This window comes from Cohnella suwonensis (genome assembly GCF_042655365.1).
Classification (GTDB): Bacteria; Bacillota; Bacilli; order Paenibacillales; family Paenibacillaceae; genus Cohnella; species Cohnella suwonensis.
In genome coordinates this window covers 146,355-165,958 of sequence record NZ_JBHSMH010000007.1, presented here as the reverse complement: position 1 = coordinate 165,958, position 19,604 = coordinate 146,355, and the positions used below count along the sequence as shown (strand labels likewise).

The 19,604-nt window shown below is 48.1% G+C and carries 9 protein-coding genes; 5 read left to right on the top strand and 4 right to left on the bottom strand.

Going from position 1 to position 19,604, the window contains the following annotated elements; translation table 11 throughout:
- The first annotated feature begins 455 nt into the window (after nucleotides 1-455).
- On the top strand, nucleotides 456-2,381 hold the full coding sequence (locus ACFPPD_RS05535) for a WG repeat-containing protein (protein ID WP_209746594.1): 1,926 nt from the start codon (nucleotides 456-458) through the stop codon (nucleotides 2,379-2,381).
- A 651-nt stretch (nucleotides 2,382-3,032) separates the two neighbouring features.
- Here the strand turns inward: ACFPPD_RS05535 and ACFPPD_RS05530 are convergent.
- From ACFPPD_RS05530 to ACFPPD_RS05520, 3 genes are all read right to left on the bottom strand, one after another.
- Complete coding sequence (locus tag ACFPPD_RS05530; protein WP_209746590.1) at nucleotides 3,033-4,625, bottom strand: extracellular solute-binding protein; 1,593 nt, start codon at nucleotides 4,623-4,625, stop codon at nucleotides 3,033-3,035.
- A 93-nt stretch (nucleotides 4,626-4,718) separates the two neighbouring features.
- Complete coding sequence (locus tag ACFPPD_RS05525) at nucleotides 4,719-5,600, bottom strand: carbohydrate ABC transporter permease (protein ID WP_209746589.1); 882 nt, start codon at nucleotides 5,598-5,600, stop codon at nucleotides 4,719-4,721.
- Between the two features lie 18 nt (nucleotides 5,601-5,618).
- Nucleotides 5,619-6,539 carry an ABC transporter permease gene (locus ACFPPD_RS05520; RefSeq protein WP_378081455.1) on the bottom strand — a complete coding sequence of 307 codons (921 nt, stop codon included), beginning with the start codon at nucleotides 6,537-6,539 and terminating at the stop codon, nucleotides 5,619-5,621.
- Between the two features lie 184 nt (nucleotides 6,540-6,723).
- Between ACFPPD_RS05520 and ACFPPD_RS05515 the strand changes: the two genes are divergently transcribed.
- Nucleotides 6,724-8,301, top strand: coding sequence for a response regulator (locus tag ACFPPD_RS05515; RefSeq protein ID WP_209746587.1), 1,578 nt, complete (start codon nucleotides 6,724-6,726; stop codon nucleotides 8,299-8,301).
- Entirely contained in the window at nucleotides 8,298-10,169 is a 1,872-nt protein-coding gene (locus ACFPPD_RS05510; RefSeq protein ID WP_209746585.1) for a cache domain-containing sensor histidine kinase, read from the top strand. The genes ACFPPD_RS05515 and ACFPPD_RS05510 overlap by 4 nt, the downstream gene beginning before the upstream one ends.
- Before the next feature lie 148 nt (nucleotides 10,170-10,317).
- Here ACFPPD_RS05510 and ACFPPD_RS05505 read toward each other — a convergent pair whose 3' ends face one another.
- Nucleotides 10,318-12,333, bottom strand: a complete 2,016-nt coding sequence (locus ACFPPD_RS05505; RefSeq protein WP_209746583.1) for a beta-galactosidase — start codon at nucleotides 12,331-12,333, stop codon at nucleotides 10,318-10,320.
- A gap of 190 nt (nucleotides 12,334-12,523) precedes the next feature.
- On the opposite strand from ACFPPD_RS05505, the gene ACFPPD_RS05500 reads away from it, so the two are divergent.
- Together ACFPPD_RS05500 and ACFPPD_RS05495 are read left to right on the top strand one after the other, a co-directional pair.
- A complete protein-coding gene (locus ACFPPD_RS05500; protein ID WP_209746581.1) occupies nucleotides 12,524-13,378 on the top strand; it encodes an AraC family transcriptional regulator in 855 nt (284 codons plus the stop codon).
- A gap of 323 nt (nucleotides 13,379-13,701) precedes the next feature.
- Entirely contained in the window at nucleotides 13,702-19,329 is a 5,628-nt protein-coding gene (locus ACFPPD_RS05495; protein ID WP_209746579.1) for an Ig-like domain-containing protein, read from the top strand.
- Nucleotides 19,330-19,604: the final 275 nt, after the last annotated feature.

Below are 19,604 nucleotides of genomic sequence, written 5' to 3'. Positions count from 1 at the left end.
CAGATATCTTTCTAATTTGAGGGATAGAAGAATTAGGGCACCCTTCTTGAGGGTGCCCTTTAATTTCGCCTCATTTATGATACGCTGAACCGTATCATAGGTAACGTCAAGTTTTTTGAAAAAAAACCGTCTGGAATGGACCACCCTCGACGGAAAAGTCGGCGTAAACGTGCTTCTGCGCGCTTTAAGGGGTCATCTCAAAAAAGCGACTCCTCGTAAACGTAAAAGGGGTCTTCTTGTAATATGAGAGCACGAATCCGCCTATTGGAAACGACGAGGATGAACTTTTTATTTACTCCGCACGGTATTTTCAATAGTATGAGAGGAATGGGAAGTTTAGTTGAAAAAAATTCTGTAGGTTTTATATGACAGAGCGGTGCGGAAGCTGGTCGGATCGGCGCAACGGGTAGTACGTGCTAAAAAATTCTTTTTTTTCAGAGTAGGAGATGTCCCTTATGTCGAAAAAGCTTCTTTGTTTCTTTTTGTTATGTTTGTTGTTGAACTCATCGAATGTATGGGCGAACACCGATTCCAGTTTGCTTGTTGCGAATACCAGATACGAGTGGGAAACGATCATCGAGGCAAAGCTGGATTCCGTTAAGCGCGTGGGTGACTTCTATCGAATTCAGCAGGGCAAGCAATACGGATTGATTGACTTGCAAGGGAGAACGGTATTTGAACCTCGGTTCGAAAAAATATTTGTCGTTAATGCCAAGAGCGCTTTGGGCCAACGTAAAAAATCAGCTTCAACCAATGAATTCGTCGGTATGAATGGGCGTGTCGTATTCACTTTGCCGTCTGACGTCCTCGTAGCCGACTTCTATAACGGCGAAGCTATCGTTAGCGCGTACGGCACCATTAAATTAGGCGACAACGGCAAGATGATCGTCAAACCACAGCGTGCGGGCGTCATTGACGCCAAGGGCAAGTTTACTATTCCGATGATCTACGATTATTTACAGAGAGTGGTTGATGTTCGCAGCGGAGTTGTGTATGCCGCAAACAAAGGGTTGGGGGCGAGTGCAGTTTACGGGATCGTCAGCAGAACCGGCAAAATCATCGTTCCTTTCCAGTATAGCTCCCTTCGCTTTAATGCCTTGAGAGATGCCCCCAATCTGAAACTGACGTTGAATGGCGGACTTATTATTGCGGGGAAAAACAAAAAATACGGAGTCATAACGCTTGGCGGCCAAACCATTGTCCCGTTAGCATACGATGATATCAGGGCCGATAAATATTTCGGCAATGAGTCAGCGGGAAGCGGTTATTTCGACAACGGTCAAGCCGTCGTCAAGAAAACCGGGAAATACGGCGTTATCGATCAAAAAGGAAAAGTGATTATTCCGTTTCAATACAGCGATATCGCCAATGTGAAGGAGGTAGTGTGGAACGAGGACATTCGAATTGGCAGTGTCGAAACGGATATCGGCGTTTACAAAGTCAGGAGCGGCAAACAGTACGGTTTAATCAACAATAGAGGTCAAAACCTGGGCAAATTCGAGTGGGATGAAATCGGCTCGTTTTCGGGAGGAATGGCGCCTGTTGTGAAAAACCGCAAAGTCGGTTTTGTGGATAGGAGAGGGAAACTGGTCATTCCGTTGAAGTATGATTTGCCATCTGACAAAAGCGTAATCGACGGGCTCACATTTGAGAAAGGAATATTCATTGTCGCCCGGAATGGAAAGTACGGCTTTGCATCTGACGCCGGCCGGGAAATATCGGAGCCGCAGTGGGATCAGGTGGAACCGTTTCACAATGGGATCAGTAAGGTAAAGAAAAATGGAAAATACGGATACTTGGATAAAACAGGGAAACTTATCTCGGAACCGCAATGGGATAGCGCTACAGTATTTGACAATGGATATGCGGTGATTACAAAGGGCAAGCTGAGCGGCGTAATCAATGCTCAAGGAGAAATCGTATTGTCTATCGATATGATCCGAGAAGAGTTATCCAAGAATGGGATTAATCCAGATCAGAAAATGAGCCTTTCCGTCTTCGACCAAGCAGGTTTTGCGGTGTTGAGAATGGGAGAAGGGACAAATACTACAAGCTATTATATTGACAGGTCAGGCCATCTTGCTTTTGCAAACGGGTATGCATTAATCGGTGAATACGAGAATGGCCTTTCCCGTGTATACGACGGGCCTGTAACCGATGAGAAGCTCGTCGATTGGGACGCTCCGGACGGAAGTTTCCACATTATCGACGTCAAAGGAAATATCGTGCTTACCTACCCTAAGGAATTGGAAGCTGGAACCATTCTGGACAGCGAACCGCTGACCTGGGACCAACACCAAAAGTTCCCGGAAAATTATATCGGTTTTATAGACGTTAAGGGGAAGATTGGCGTCATTACCTTAAGAAATAAGGCTTCTTGAATGATCGTTGCGATTGAGTATATAACTTACGCGCTTTTCATCAAGTTTATTGGGAGTGGACTACATGGGATGGGGAAACTCATTCGGCTTGCGTGATGTGCCTAACCAGAGGTATCCTCGTAAGTTGATTGCTCCACCGTCCGAGCACCTAGTTATTCTCGAAAGAGAAGGGAAGCTCTTGGTAGCTGTTGGTGATGAGTTTATTCAAGGCCAAGTCGAAGAAACTTTCAAGGACTTGGCATAGGGCAACAGACGATACAACAGGTTCTAAATATCGCGTTCGGACAGTTAAAATTGCACAGAGTCAGCCTCGGTGTATTTGATTTTAATGTCCCGCGATCGCCTATTACGAGAAGGGCGAAAATTCGACGACGAATTCTGGAATCTGTGGGATCCTCAAGTTTCGCCGATAGACCCGTTAAGCTGAGCCGTATCATAAGTAACGGCGAATAATTGGCATTCCCCATTTAACCCCAACTAGCCCATCCATTGCCCGTATAACGTAAGTACCGTCGTGAGAAGGCCTGCACTTATAACCGTTCCTGAAGACCATTATTCTTATACTCAACATTGACGTCCCCCTTTTGGATCAGGGCACATCCAAAACATAAGAGCCGGGTTGGATTTATCCCCCCCGGCAGATTTCCTCTTTTACTGGAATGATTGCATAAAGGCGGTCAATTGCCTTTGAAGCTCTTCTCTAACCCTGTCGATGCCGGCTTTCTTGAGTTCGTCCTTGAACTTGGCAAGATCGGCGTCGAAATTGCGAGTCAACCCCGTTGTGAGAATGATGCCCGACGATTGATAAAGATTGCTGATTGCGGCCATCTCGTTGCGCACATTGGTGTCATTGAAGGCGAAGGAAACGACCGGGCTTGTGGATGATTTGTTGTCGCTGATCCATCTCGTCTCGGTATTGATCAGATCATCCGGAACAGAAACGTCATAACGCATGAACGATTTGTTCTCCCAGCCCCAAGGACTATTTGCTTTAGGCGGGAAGTTCTTGTCTCCAAGCTCCGTGACCTTCAGCCTATTGTCTCCGACAGGCTCGAAGTGCTTGCCGGCAATACCGTATGTGGTCAGGTCATAATACTCCTTGTTGCTGCCGAACAGGTTGAGTACCAGCATGGCCCGTTCCGCGTTTTTCGATCTGGCATTGATGGCCATGCCGCTTCGAGCGGCCGAGCTGGATTCATGGATAACATCCGGATACAGATCAACAACTTCTAGCTTCCATTCCGGATGATTTTGCATGATCGTGGTGTGCGTCTGTATTGAGAATTCGATGTGACCTCCGTTGAGTAAGACCTTGCCTTCGTTGAATAGCTGAGGGCCTTCCGTCTTTTGAGACAGGATGCCCTTAGACCACATCCCCGCATCAGCCAATTCCTTAGCCTTCTTCAGCGCATTAATGTAATTCGGATCGTCCAGTGCATAAACTACCTTGCCGTCCATGTTCGCCAGGCTCGTCCAGAACAACGGAGCGTTCGATGTCAGCCTATGCAAGTTTTGCGGCATCTTGTATAGGCTATCGTTGATCAGACCTTCGACCATGACCGATCGACCGTCATAACCTTTGATGGATTTATCGTTCGTATACACCGTCTTGATATAGTTCAAGTAATCGTTCAAGGTTTGGACCGGAGGAATATTGTATTTCTCGCGCAAATCACCCCGGACGAAGTACAGTGGATGACCAACGACTTGCTTGTTTAGATAGGGGATCATGTAAATCTTGCCGTTGACCTTGATTTGATCGTAAGCGTCCGGGGACAAATACTTTACGTAATCAGGCATATACTTATCGATCATGTCCCGAGTGAGTTCTTTGAAGGCATTCTTGTTAGCATTTTCAGAATACCCTACCCAGTCGCCTGCATAAATCATGTCGAACTCTTCCCCGGATGCGAACAGCAAAGGGTATTTTTTATCCATATCGGCCCACGGGATGTACTTGACCTTAAGCGTCGTGTTCAGGTCCTTTTTCAGCTTCTTGTTGACCTCTTCGTAGACAAGCTCCGCATCGGGTTGGGGATCGCCGACCAAATACATCGTCAGTTCCAGCTCTTTGGAGATATCCACTCCGTTTACCAAAGTGGTCGAATCGGATGAAGATGTGGGCTCCGACAGCGAATTGCCATTCTCCTTTGTTGAATTTCCATTGCTGCAGCCAGACATGATCAGTATCGCGACTACCAGTAAAGCCAATGCTGGTTTGAAATTGAAGCGTTTTAATTTCATTCTTTGACCTCCGTCTTTATATAGTTTCATCATTATCGATAAACCGCTTGCGCGGGCTTATCCAGATCGATTCGCGTTGTTGCCTGGGCTTGTTTATCCCTTGACCGCCCCAATCGTCAGTCCCGACACGAAGTACCGCTGCGCAAAGGGGTATAGCAAAATGATCGGTCCTGTCGCCACCACTGTCATTGCCAGCTTTAACGTCTCTGTTGGAAGTTTGGTCACATCCTTACCCGGAATATTCACAAGCTTAGCCAAGGCCTGTGCGCCGGCAACAATCTTATAAAGGTAGAACTGGAGCGTATACAAATCCTTATCCTGTACGAAGAAGAAGCTCATCGTCCAGTCGTTCCAGTATCCCAGGGCGATAAATAGTCCAATTGATGCAAGCGCAGGTTTGGCCAAGGGCAGGATCAACCGTACAAAGATCACAATATCGTTGGCGCCATCTAGCTTACCTGATTCGGTAATGGCATCCGGAATGGCTTGCATGAAGCTCTTCATGACCAACAGATTGAATACGTTCAAGAGAATGGGGAGAATAAGTACAAGAAGTGTGTCGCTCAGTCTCAAATATTGGGTAATCAGAATGTACCACGGGAGCAATCCGCCGCTAAATAACGTCGTAAAGTAGAAGAAGAACGACACCCTGTTCCTCCAGGCGAAGTCCTTGCGGGCAAGGACGTAGGCTGTCATGGCCGTTATAAACAAGGCGGTCAAGGTACCCAGTACCGTCGTTGCGACTGTCACCAAGTATGCTTGTGCGATCTCGCTCGGGCGAGAGAAAATGAGGTCGTAGGCAGCCAGTGAAAATTCGGATGGAATGAGCCGATAGCCGTAATTAATGATGGAGTGCTGGCTGGATAAGGATCCCGATATGACAAGAATGAAGGGAAACAGGCACAAGACGGAAAGCAGCGCGATGAATGTATAAGCGATGAAGCGCATTAATCGCGTATCCTTAGAAACGGGCATTCTTTCGCATCCTTTCGTTCAGAATAAGGAATAATCGCGGTTGATCCTGCGGACCGAAGCGTTGGCTATCAGAATGATGGCGAAGCAGAGGACCGACTGGACTAATCCCGCTGCACCCGCCATTCCCATTTCGCGGGAACTGAGCAAAGCCCGTGTCACAAAGGTATCGATTACGTCTGTATGGCTGTACACCAAGGCATTCTCGCCGACAATCTGGTAATACATCGAGAAGTCGCCTCGAAAGATGCTGCCCAAATTCAAGAGCACCAGAATAATCGCGGTGGGGACCAGGCATGGAAGCGTAATGTACCAGATTTTCTGAAAAACGTTTGCTCCGTCTATCCGGGAAGCTTCATACATTTCCTGATCGATGCCGGCAATTGCCGCCAGGTATAGAATCATCCCATATCCCAATGCCTTCCATGCGTAAAAGAAGATGATGATCCCTACCCAGTACATGGGCTTATCGAAGATGTCCACCGGATCCATGCCAAACGCCTTCCGCATCGTGTTGAAAAAGCCATAGTCAGGATTGAATAAATTGTAGACAAAGGCGCCGACGACGACCCAAGAGATAAAATACGGCAGGAACATGGCTGACTGGCTCAACTTCTTGAACCACTTCCCTGCGACCTCCGAGATGGCAATGGCCGCCGAGACTTGAAGTACAAGACCGGAAGCAATAAAGACCAAATTGTAGAGAACGGTGTTGCGAAGGGCGTTCCAGATTTGATCGTTGATAAACAGGAAACGGAAATTTTCCAAACCGACCCATGGACTGCCCATAAAGCCTCCCGCGTAGTCATACCGCTTGAATGCAATAACTGCCCCAACCATAGGCACATAACAGAAGATAAAGTAAAACGCGATTCCCGGCGCAAGCATCAGAATCAAATATCGGTAGTTCCACCATTTCTGCCATCTATTCCGATTCTCCACTGTCGTTCTCCTTCCGTTGTATATCCCAAAAGATAGCACGATCGTTATTACCGGGCTCTAGTAAAGTTTTTAGATCATAGTAAAATTCTTAGAAATACAGGAAATCCGCATTGCGTCAGCTTTGAAACCAACCGTCTTCATGTTACATATAGAAATAGATTGGGAATTATGCGGGAGGGTCGTTATGTGTAGAATGCTCATCGTTGATGATGAAGTGATCACCAGAGAAGGAATTACAGAAAACCTCAACCTTGAAGAATTAGGTGTAAGCGCAGTAGCCTATGCGGATGACGGCGTGAATGGACTGTTCAAGGCTCGGGAGTGGAGGCCTGACATCGTTCTGGCAGACGTTCGAATGCCGCGGATGAACGGAATTGACATGGCCATTGGGATTCAAGAACTCTTTCCGGATTGCGCGATCATCTTTATGAGCGGATACTCCGACAAACACTATCTAAAGGCGGCCATCCAATTGAAGGCGGTCAGCTATGTAGAAAAACCAATTATCATACAGGAGTTGGAGGAAGCCGTTCGATCGGCGGTTGATCTTTGCAGAGAGGTCAAGGCAAGGAGACGGAATGAAGCGAATCGCCTGACAGCGCTCCGGAAGGCGTTGTGCCTCTCTATGACCCGGCCGAAGGAGCCTGTTCAGCTAAGGGAACAAGCGCAAGCTGCGGATGTCCCGCTTGACGATGCAAGTCATCTCGTAACGGTGCTGTTGAAAGTATCTGATCGAGCTGGAGATCCGAAACCAGAGGAATGGGAGGAACGATTGTCCCAACACGTGCAATGCTGCAGTGAGGCGAATGGTTTTCATTATTTACTCGCGCAAAAAGACGACCTGTACACCGTGATTCACTTATATCAGGACAGATCTTATGCTTACCGGCTTCAACCGGCTACGCTGAGACGGTTCTGCGATTGCCTATCCGTAAGCTTGTCTGGACAGACACGTTTCGCACTGGCTGTCGGACGGCCGGTTGAAGGCATTGCCTCCGCATACGATTCCTATCAATCGGCAGTTGTGGTCCTGCAGCAAGCATTCTACAGAGGATATGATTGCGTGTTGCTCGACGAAGGGCTTGCGGAGAACGGAAAGCCCTATCCGTTGGACCAGCCTATACTGAAAGAATGGACCAGCCTGTTGGAGGCCAGGGATTGGATAGAAGCGGAACGTTTCCTGAATGCCCTGTCGCAAGCGCTAGCGCAGCGTCAGTCCAATTTAGTAACGTCCGTGAAACAATTTTATGCCTTGATGGCATTGGCGCTTAATAACCTCGCGAAGAGCCGGGGCGTCGATCCATCGCATGCCGGGCAAGATGGGAATCTCCTGTTTTGGGAACTTCTTAGTTCAATGGAGACCCTGCAAGAAGTCAACGAGTTCTTGCAACATCAGCTAATGGATGCCAGACTCGCGCTGGAAGATACGCGATCCCCGGGGAATTTCGTCGAAGAGGTAGTCCGCTATATCAAGCAGCATTACGCCGACGAGGACTTGTCCGTCGCGATGTTGGCGGAGCGGGTTCATCTGGCCCCTGCCTATCTGTCCTTCCTGTTCAAAGAGAAGAAGGAGGAGAACCTAAATACGTTCATCACCCGCACCCGAATTGAAAAAGCCAGCGAATTATTGCAGAATCGCAGCCTCTCCGTTGCGGAAATTGCCGGAATGGTCGGTATTCGGGATGGGAACTACTTCACCAAACTATTCCGTAAGATTACTGGGGACACGCCCAAAGAATACAGAATGAGGTTTCGCTCATGATTCACAGCCTTCTTCGCTTGCTTGCCGAACTGGCTTCCCGCGCCAGACTGGTCCATAAGCTGGTGCTGTCGTTTTTTTTCCTGATGCTTCTATGCCTCGGTATGCAGGCAGGTATATACTATTCGAACGCTTCGCGTATGCTGGAGGATAAACTGATTTATTCAGCTCGTCAGTCTTTCGAACAAACTTCGGCCCTCCTGTCCTTGAAAATCTCAAATATCATCGAGAAATCGAATATCCTGATTGAAAATTCAACGTTTACGGAGGCGTTGGCTCATAATACCGATTCCGCAAGCCTTCATGAACAATTGGTTCTTTTTCAGAGCTTTCTCCCTTATGTGGCAGCTCTTGAGGACGGTACCACGCTTACGCGAGTCCGTGTGTATGTTCATGATTTGACCATTACGTCCAACGATCAACGCAATTTTTTTCATATGGATCAGATACACGATGCCAAATGGCTCAAGAGACTCACCCAAGAGGGTCTCCTAGTCGTCTGGATCACTGGCGACGATTGGCAAGGTGACGAGACCCCGCCCTTGACTCGCAATGAGAGTCCCAATATCGGGATGTTATCTTTGGGCAAGTTTATCGTAGATCCCTTTGATTATTCGCGTATCGTAGCGGCGGCTCGTTTCGATTTCCCCAAATCGAACATTTCCGAGATCCTAAAGAAGGCGAATGCAACTCCCAACAGTGTAACCTGGATTCAGAATCGACAGGGGCATTTGGCGGCAGCATCCGACGAATCAAAACTGAAGGAAATGAATTTTCCTTACCTGCAAGACAACGAAATGTCTGCTCCTGCGCATGATCCTATCCAAACCGTTACTCTACAGAACGGCAAAGAAGCATTTATGGTGCGCCAATGGCTGGAGCAGACAGACTGGCAAATGGTTACAGTCATTCCTAAGAGTGATTTGGCAGCTGACAGCCAAATCATTCGTAACCAAGTAGCGTGGCTGGCAGCCATTGTTGGACTCATTGCGCTGGCTCTTGCTTACTTTATCTCTTACTCCATGACACGGCGGATTTCAGCCTTAGCTGCTACCATGAAAGAAACCCAGAACGGCAGGCCAGTGCCTTTCGAGGGGCACCTGGGAAGAGATGAGTTGGGCACGCTAGGGCGAACGTATAATTTAATGATCAAACGGATTTCGGAACTTATGAATGATCAACTGGAGGCAGGAAACCGACTGCGAGAGGCGGAGTTGCGTACGCTTCAGGCTCAGATCAATCCACATTTTCTGTATAACACGCTGGATATGATGAACTGGTATGCCCGCCGAAACTCAGGGAAGGAAATCGTGGAGATCCTGGAATCTGTCTCCCGTTTTTACAAGTTAGTCTTGAACCGGGGAAACGACGTGGTCAGCTTAAAAGACGAGATCGCGCAGATCTCAGCCTATTTTGCCATTCAGAATAAGCGTTTCAACGGATCGTTGAAACTGGTGCTTAAGCTGGACGAAGAACTGCTGCAATATATGGTGTTGAAGCTAATCTTGCAGCCATTGGTTGAAAATGCGATTCTCCACGGAATTCTCTGTAAGGAGGAAAAGAGCGGTACCGTTACGATAAGCGTCAGCAGAAGGGCGGACGACCTGCTCATTCAGGTGGAGGATGACGGAGTTGGAATGCCAGAGAAGGTGTTGGAAAACTTCCGACGCAACATTCCGGCAGTAACGGATTCTAGTGAAACCACCGGAAGCGGCTTCGGCTTGCGCAATGTTCAGGAGAGAATCCGACTGCATTATGGAGGAACTTACGGCATTGAAATCGCCAGTGAGGCAGGTGTCGGCACAATAGTAGAACTTCGGATCCCTACCGTGCGTATCTCTGACAATCAACCGGAAGATATGAAAGTGTAAAGATACCGCTGACGATATCGAGTGATAAGATCCATAATTTTCTTAGCTCAATGTGATCGAAGACTTAAAATGCCACGCAGTTTCCTCCTGCGTGGCATTCGGGTTTCATCCAAAGCTGAGATAACGGAATGTATTGAACTCCACTTGCTTATTTTGTATCCGCGCTTTCTTCAATGATTACGAAGCACCAGCGGTCCAGTTCTATCCGCTCTCCCCTGTGAACGGGCCGGTCCGCTAGCAACTCCATGCCGTCCCCGTGTGGATAGGAGAAGGACTTCGGTTCTTCCGAATAGTTGAAATAGTACCGGACCGTTCGTCCCGCATTATTCGTACCAGACTTTACGATTAGAGGGAACTGGAGCTCCTGGTCGGGGCTCCATAAACCTGCGGACCGACAGACCCTCTCCAATACTTTCCCCATAACCTCGGCACTTATCAAGCAGCCAATATAAATCGCGGTGCCTCTTCCGTAATGGTTTTCAGTGATAGCCGCATAAGCGCCCCAATGCGGATGATCGTACCACGCAAGCACTTCAGCCGTCGTTGGTGTAAGAAGTTCCATCCAGAAGTTAACGCCGCTGTGCTCAGCATCTACCCCGAGTAGATCCCCCTTGAGAGAGACTGAATTGGGTTCGACGAATTGGCTATATTGAACGCCGCAAACCTTGCTTATAAACCCGGGCTGGACATCGGTCCGGACTTTGACATGTCCGTTGGCGAATCCGCTCTTGAACGTGTACACGATGTGACCGCCGTTCTCAACGTACAGGTTCAAACGTGAGAGCAGCTCATCCGAAGCCGCATACAACGTGGGCACTAGGATCAAGTCATATTGCTCGAATGAATCAGAATCCGGATGCAAAATATCGCAACCGATGTTCATTTCATACAGCTGATCGTACATCAGACGGACGATATCGTTGTAGCTGACCTTCCTGCCATGAATCGGGAACCAATGCAGCGCCGTCAAAGCATCGTTGCTGACGAGTACTGCAGCGCGGTTTTTCTTCTTCAAGTTGATCAGCTTTGGGGATAGCCGCGCGAAGTCGCGCCCGATCGTCGCCGCTTCTTCATAGGTCGGATTCGAGCTAAAGTCGTGGCTCAACAAGCCTTTCCAATACGTCTCGATCGAATTGTGAATCGAATGCCAATGCCAGTATTCGACCATGTTAGCGCCGGAGGCGAGATGGCTGAACGCCTGAAGACGCAGTTGACCGGGATAGGGCGTCCAATGGGGGAAAGCTTGCGCCTGCGTCTCCAGCACGAAGTAGTTCATCCCCTTCAGCGAACGGGCCGAATCGCCACAGTAAGAGATTTCCTTCCCGGTCAGCAGGTCTTGCGAAGGGTGATAAATATCGACACCCGCGATGTCGAGTGCTGCGGCCGCCGAGAAGTGATCGACGTCCGGCTGCACGCCGTACGAGCCGTCCTTCCACCCGTAGTCGAAATTGTGCGTGACGAATTGGTCCGGACGCTTGTACTCGTTTACGATGGACGCCTGCCAAGCAAGAAACTCGGTGACGAGCTGCCGTTGGAATCTTGCAAACTCCGCGCCTAAGCTGCCATTGATCGTGCCGACGACGGAGGGAAAGTCCTCCCAGCTGTTAATTCGATTGCTCCAATAATCGAGCCCGAACTCCTGGTTTAACCGCTCCACCGTGCCGAATTTTTCCTTCATGTATTTAACGAACCGATACTGTACATTTGGGCCGCTGGTATGGTAATGCTTTGTTTCGTTGTCAACCTGGTAGCCGATGACGGCAGGATGCCCGCAGACGCGCCCAATCAGCTTGCGAATGATACGTTCGGCGAAGAATAGATACGTCGGATTGGCGATGTCCATAATTTGCCGGGCGCCATAACGGCCGGGACCATTCGGCGTCTCTGCAAGGATGTCGGGATGCTCCTTGACCATCCAGGTCGGAACTGCATAGGTAGGCGTTCCTACGATGACATGGATGCCCGCCTCGTGCATGGCGTCAAGCACCCGATCAACGCTTGAGAAGTCAAAGACGCCGTTCTGTGGCTCATGGGTACTCCATGTCGATTCCGCAATACGGACGAGGTTAATGCCTGCCGCCTTCATCATGCGGATATCTTCGTCAAGCCGCTCGTGTGGCATATACTCGTCGTAGTAGGCGACACCATAGAGCAATTGTTGCATGTCCGTCACTCCTTATTTAGTAATCATTTCAGAAAGTCAACAGCTCCATTTTAGAGGATGAACGGAATTATATAAATGACAAAATCGTGCGACTTGTATTAAAATATTGTCTTAAGTACTTTAATCATCAACAGGTATGACGATCGAATTTTAAGAGATATTTCAATATATTGCGTATCAGGAGGCGGTTATGCGGGAACATATCTTTCTTCCAAAACCGTTATTTCCAAGACAGTTATGCTTTCCGGATTTTATCGGCGGGTATAGCGATTATCCCGAACATAACGTGGACCGTCCGTATCGTACGACGGAGAACAATTTGGACCGCTGCTATAATTTGCATATCGTGCTTAACGGTAAAGGTTACCTGTACACAGAAGGTAAGCGATACGAATTATTCAAAGGACACGGCTTTTTATTTGGACCTGGCATGCGTCAAAGATATCACTCGGATTCTTATGAGCCCTGGAGCATCCGTTGGGTTCATTTCTTCGGAGATCGACTCGAAGAGTTTTTGGACGGCAAAGGACTTGACGAACCTTGGCTGTTCGCTATATCGGAGTTGTCCACTATCGAGAACCTATTCAATAGAATGCTGACAATCGGGCGGACATACCGGATTGAGGACGAACACAGGATGGCCTCCACGTTGTATGAGCTCTTGCTCCTGATGCAGACAACGTCCGATCGGCTGAACGTCCCCATCAACCTAGCCGCCGATAAGATCCGCTCTGTCGCGAATTACGTGCGCGCCCACAGCGGCCAGTCGTTTTCCATCGAGCAAGCGGCAGCTCTTGCTGGATACAGCACGCATTACTTCAGTCGAAAGTTCGGGCAGATGTTCGGCAAATCTTTTCCCGATTTTCTGTTAGAATCCCGTTTGATTCAAGCCAAACGTCTTCTAGCCTCCACACCATTATCCGTCAAACTAATCGCGCTGGAGACGGGTTTCTCCCAGGCTAGTTATTTCAGTTCATGTTTCCGGCGTCTCGAAGGGATGACGCCCATGGAATTCCGAAGCATTCACAGACTGAGAGACCATTAACACAAGTAGGGCTGCATTCCTTCGCAATGAAGAAATGCAGCCTCTCTGCCACCCTTATGTCCTCATTTCGATTTTATTCGTGCGGCGAATCTGGGATCGATACGTCGATCGGCGGATATACCCTAAAGTAATGAACTTATAATGTTTACTGAGGAGGCAACCATAATGGTGCCTTAAATTCGCCGTTAGAGTGATACGCTGAACCGTATCATAAATAAGGCGAAAGCAGTACAAGTGCCGGTTAACCTATATCTTTCAGAATTTGTTTAGAAGCCCCCTATACAATATTGTCCTACTCTATCATTTACCTAAGGGGCTTTGAAATGATGATTCGCAAACTAATGAAGAGCGGATTGGCGCTTATGTTATTGTTACTATCGATTTTACCGAGCAATTTGGTATTTGCGGATATTCAAACGCCAACTCCGGCAGCATGGCCAAGTGTGTTTTCGCCTTATACGACGCTTCTAGATGGCAGTGCCGTTTATGATCCGGCTGGGGATGAACACCCGACGAACGTCGATATTACGAGTGGAATTGATCAAGGGGTTGGATTATTACCGTCGATGTACGTTGCGGGTGATTCCAACAACTTCTTTGTCAGATTGCGCGTAAAAGGTGAACCGTATGACCGTAAAGGAGGATTTTTATCTTCTGTATGGCTTGTACAGTTGGCTGTAAATGGCCAGCATAAAGCAACAATCGGTTTGAACGGTAAATCGACTACGACGGACTATGTTTACGTAGCGAATGCAGACGGATCTATCGTGAATAAAATTTACGAAACAGACGGTACCGGAACGGCAGTGCCTGGTACGCGTATTACTTCTGCGGAAAATGGGCATTATTTCATCGATTTCCAAGTGCCGATTACCAGCATTATTTCGACGATTAATGACCCAAGCATGACTTCCGCATCTTCATTTCGGTTATTTTTCGGAACATCCAGATCGGCGAATTTATCGGTGATTAACAAGGAATACATGGACACCGCTTCAAACGGCGGGACAAGTGTCGATTTCGCAGGTTCTGCCCTTCCATTAAATGAAACGCCACTGGCCGTTGGGATTGATGGCGGGTCGAGTAAAACTTATAGTACAGCTAGCAACATCATGACAGGTACAAGCACATTGGCAGCAGGAACGGCTTCTATCTCGATTAATGGCGGAACACCTGAAAATGTCGCTATTGCAAATAACGCATGGTCATACGCATTGCCGACAGCTGTTACGGGTACAAATGGCGTGCACAAGGCTGTCGTTACATTGAGCGATAAGGGTAAAACCGTTACGGCGAAGCAAGACATTATGGTAACAGCGAGTGTGGATACGTTATTCATTAACGGGGGGCCAATTGCATATACCAGTTCGGCTAATCCAGCATTATCCGGAACCTTCTCATCTACGGTTACAAGGAACAATTATAAAATAAACGTATACGTAAGCGAAACAAAAGACGTACTAGGAACGTCTTATGCGGCAACGGATTCATCAGGAACTTGGAATCTGGCATCCGTTGCATTACCTAGTCCTATTAACGAGAAGAAATACTATATTACAGCGGAATGGATTGAGAATGGCCAAAATAAAACGCCATTCGCAACCGCTCAGCAAACACTGATCTATAGATCGGACATTACGGTATCACCTGTTACCGTAGCCATTAATGCTCTTACAGCCGGAGATGCCCAACCTATCATTTCAGGTACATCTAGCGGAGCAAATAAAGTAGAGGTTCGTGTCGACGGCGTGAGTACGGCTTTTGCTGCGCTCGCAGGAGATGGACAGTGGACGGTACCGGCATTGGAGAAACCTCTTTCCATGGGTTCCCATACCCTTACGGCGGTTGCGACGAATGCTTATGACAATACAGCTGTAGCCACAACTACGCATACCGTATCGGCTGCAGTCATTACGATTGATAATGGCGCTTCGCTAACGATTAACGATCCGAGTCCAACCATCCGCGGCAACACGAATGCTTCGAACGGGGCGACCGTTACGCTTCAATTAGGCGGAAAAACGTATACAACGAACGCGAACAATGGCCGTTGGAAAGTGGAAGTGCCGGACGCTTTCACTGACGGACTCTACACGGTAACCGCGTCGATTACAGGTGCTTCAGCCACGCAACAGTTAACAATCGATAGCTCGACAACCGTTGCCGTTACGACGCCAACCGGAACCATAACCAATTTGAAGCCCTCTTTTACAGGAACGACGGAACCGAATAATTCCGTATCGCTAAGAGTGGAAGATTCCGCGAGCAGTGTCGTATTTATTCAAAACTTGACTGCGAACGGAAGCGGGAACTGGGCATATACGCCTTCCGCGGATTTAGCTTTAGGTAGCTATTCGATAATAGTAACCGCTGCGGATGACTTTGGGAATGAAGCGACTGCAACCGGAGCTTTTACAGTGGAAGCAGCGCCTTCTCTAACGGTATCCAGTGCAGCCCCTGTTTCACGGACAGTGGCATACGGAACGGATTTAACTGCCGCGAAGACGAACTTGCCGTCCCAAGTAACCGTGACATTATCGGATAGTTCGACGAAAGATGTCGACGTAACATGGAGCGCGGAATCTACACCGACCTATAATGGAACTCTCGCGGGCAATTACGTTTTCACAGGCACATTATCCAATCTGGGTGCAGGTATAACGAACAGCGGAAGCGTTACAGCTTCGGGAACCATTACGGTAAGTCAGGCCCAATTAAAAACGGGCAATGACATCTTAACGTTTGTCATTAACGGAACTGCAGCAACGGTCAACTCTACGAACCATACCGTCACCATCGAATTGCCGGCAGGAACGGATGTAACGAATTTGACGCCAACCTTCACGCTGTCCGAAGGGGCCAGCGCCAAAATCGGCAATAATTCACAAACAAGCGGTACAACAGCCAATGATTTCTCCAATCCTGTGACTTACATCGTTACTGCGGAGAACGAAGTTGCGCAAAGCTGGACAGTGACCGTTACGGTAGCACAACAAGGTCAAACAGCAGCCCCAATGGTGAATCCGGTCTATGTCGGAGACACGACGATTTCGGGGACAGCGGATTCGAACGCGGCGGTTGCCGTTTCAACATTGGGAACCGCAGCTGCCGACGCATCCGGTAATTGGACCTTTACAATGGAAGAAGACACACCGTGGAATTTAGATGCAGGGGATCTTTTATCCGTTACGGCTAAAGCGGCGGATAAAACGATCAGCAATGCGGTTACAACAACCGTTCGCGTCAATATCAAATCGTTCGCTCCGATTGCGATCACGGTATTCAAAGGTACGAGCGCTGCGGATGTTCAATCTCACTTAAGTACGTCCATGGCGGCAACATTGGACGATGATACCTCGACGAGCGCGATTTCGATTTCATGGGATCTATCCTTGGTGAACTTCGATTCGGCTGGCAGCAAAGCGGTGACAGCATCATTAGGGGCCTTGCCGGCAAACGTATATAACAATCGCAATGTATTTCCACAAGCGACGATTGCCGTACTGGATAACTTATCGCTTGCGGGAAGCGGCGGCGGTACCCAAACGATCACCGTAACGAGCGCACAACCGAGTGCGTCGATTCAACTGTACGACAAGAATGGGCAAACGATTGGTTCGCCGCTAGCCGCTAATGCATCGGGCTATGCGCAATTCACGAATGTCGCATTCGGAACAGATTATTACGTAAAGCAAACGACGACCGCGAACTTAACGAGCCAGCCGTCCAATAAAGTGAACGTAACGGCAACTCCATCCAACAAATTGTCGATTGCAGGAAGTATGGATGGATTGAAGACAGTCACCATCGCAGGAGCAACTCCGGGAGCTGCAGTCAAGCTTTACGATAAAGATGGAGTCGTCGTACAGACAGCCGTTGCGGCAGCGGACGGAACCGTGAAGTTTACGAATGTGCCGGAAGCGGAAGATTACTATGCAACGGAAACCGTCGGCGGACAAGAAGCGGCCCCTTCTCCCACCGCTGATGTTTTGCCGAAAATTCAAGTACGGTTTCAACAAACGGATATTTGGGAAAGCGTAACCTTGCCGGTATTTGCGGTTGATCGGCTTCTGCCATCCATTCCGATCCAATGGTCATCGAGCAATCCGCAAGTTTTAAGTGTTTCTCAGAACGCTTCCGATAACGAATTTGAAGTCAGTGTCTATCGTCAGGCACAAGATATTTCGGTTATTTTAACCGCAACATTATCGTTCGAAGGAAGAGAAGTGAACCGTACCTTCTTGCTTGTCGTAAAGGGAACGAACTTCACCTCGAAAACAACAAGCCCCGCGGACAATACCGTAGGACTTAACGGCAATTCGACTTTAACGGACTATACGGTTAAACGGACAACGTTAACGAGTACAGCCGGCTCCGAGTATGTGGACAAGCTTTTGATTGGGGACAATGCCAATTTAAGCGGGAATGTGTTGATTACGTTCGATAATCAATCCAGTGGAACCGTTGCAGATGAGCAAGCTGTTGAATTAACGTCAGGCGCCTTGAAAAAAATCACGGGCGATTTAACCGTCCAAACACCTGAAGGAACGTTTAGTCTGTTGCAAACCAATATTCAGCAGCTTACGGGAGACGGAAATGATTTATTCTTCCGCATTGTGCCGATGCGTTCAGATGCGGAAAAAACGGCTGTTATCCAACGTACAAACACTGCAATGAATGATGAGGCGAGTAAACTTGGCAGCAACAAGCTTGCTGAAGTTGTCGACATCCCTCGTGAAATTGAAACGAACTATTCTGGAGTCAATACATGGATTACGCTGCCCATCAAAAACATTACGCTGACGAAGAAGCAAGCGGTGGATACTTTGCGTTTGTATATCGAGCATACGGATGGTACCAAACAGGTTGTTGAACCGGGCCAAAACGGTGCCGTAATCGTTGATGCAAATGGAAATGTTGTTACTGACGATAATGGGCCGGCAGTCGGCTTGAAGTTCATGATCAGTCATTTCAGTACATTTACGTTCTTCAAAATCGCCGATGCACCAACGAACTCCGGAGGAGTTACGCCAACTCCAGCACTGGAAGTCACAGTGGATAGCATTATTGGTGACCTCGTGGAAAATGAAGCTTTCACTGTAACGGGGGAAACTTCTGCGTCGACAGCAGTTGATCTTTACGTAGGCGATAAGCTCATCACAACGATTACATCGGACTCGAAGGGTCACTGGGCATATTCAATCACGGCTGGTTTAGCTGCAGGAACGTATGAAGTAAGAGCGGTAGTGAAAGATGCAAAAGGAAATGCGATTTCCAGTCAAGTGATGACACTTGCCATTCAGGCTAAGCTTGGCTCGCACACTCGCTATATTTATGGTTTTGTGGATGGTACGTTTGGACCGCTTAAATTCGTGACGCGTGATCAAATGGCGGCCATGTTGTCGCGTAATTTGACGGATAACCAAATTCCGCGCGCAAATGAGATCGCGTATAAGGATACGGATAAATCGTGGGCCAAAAATGAAATCGAATACGCACGTGTTGCGGGTGTGATGAAGGGTTACGACACCGGCAACTTCGGACCGAAAGATCATGTAACGCGTGCACAGATGGCTGTAATTGCAGTTCGCTGGCTGGATAAACAATGCAAAGAGGATTTATCTTATAGCCAATATTGCAAAGCCGCAGATTCTGATGCAACATTTACCGATATCCAAGGCCATTGGGCGGAAGAACAAATAAAACGCATTGGCGCGATAGGTATCATGATTGGTTCAAGCAACGGTACATTCCGTCCGGACGATAAATTAACCCGAGAAGAAGCCGTTACCATATTGAACCGGTTATTCTTGCGGGGGCCTCTGGAAGGAGTTTCATCTGCAACTTTCCCTGACGTCTCGGTCAATGATTGGGCGTTCAAAGAAATTGAGGAAGCCGCAACGGATCATCGTTATGAATTAAAAGGCAGCAAAGAGTACTTAAGAAAATAATGCTCTTGATATGCCATCCGAAGCTATCAGGACATCCTGTAAATGGATGTCCTGATTTTTTCGTCTTCAGACCCGTTAAGCTGAATCGTATCACAAATGACGCGAATTTTGGTTGAAGAAGGATAGGAACATGCAGAATAAACAGATCACGATTCAAGCGTTGAACTATGGTAACCGTCCACATTATGAATGAGCATATGGAAGAGAGTTACATCACCATACAAAGCAAAAGGCGATCAGGCTGCTCAGCATTTGGGCGCCGCTGCGCATCAGCG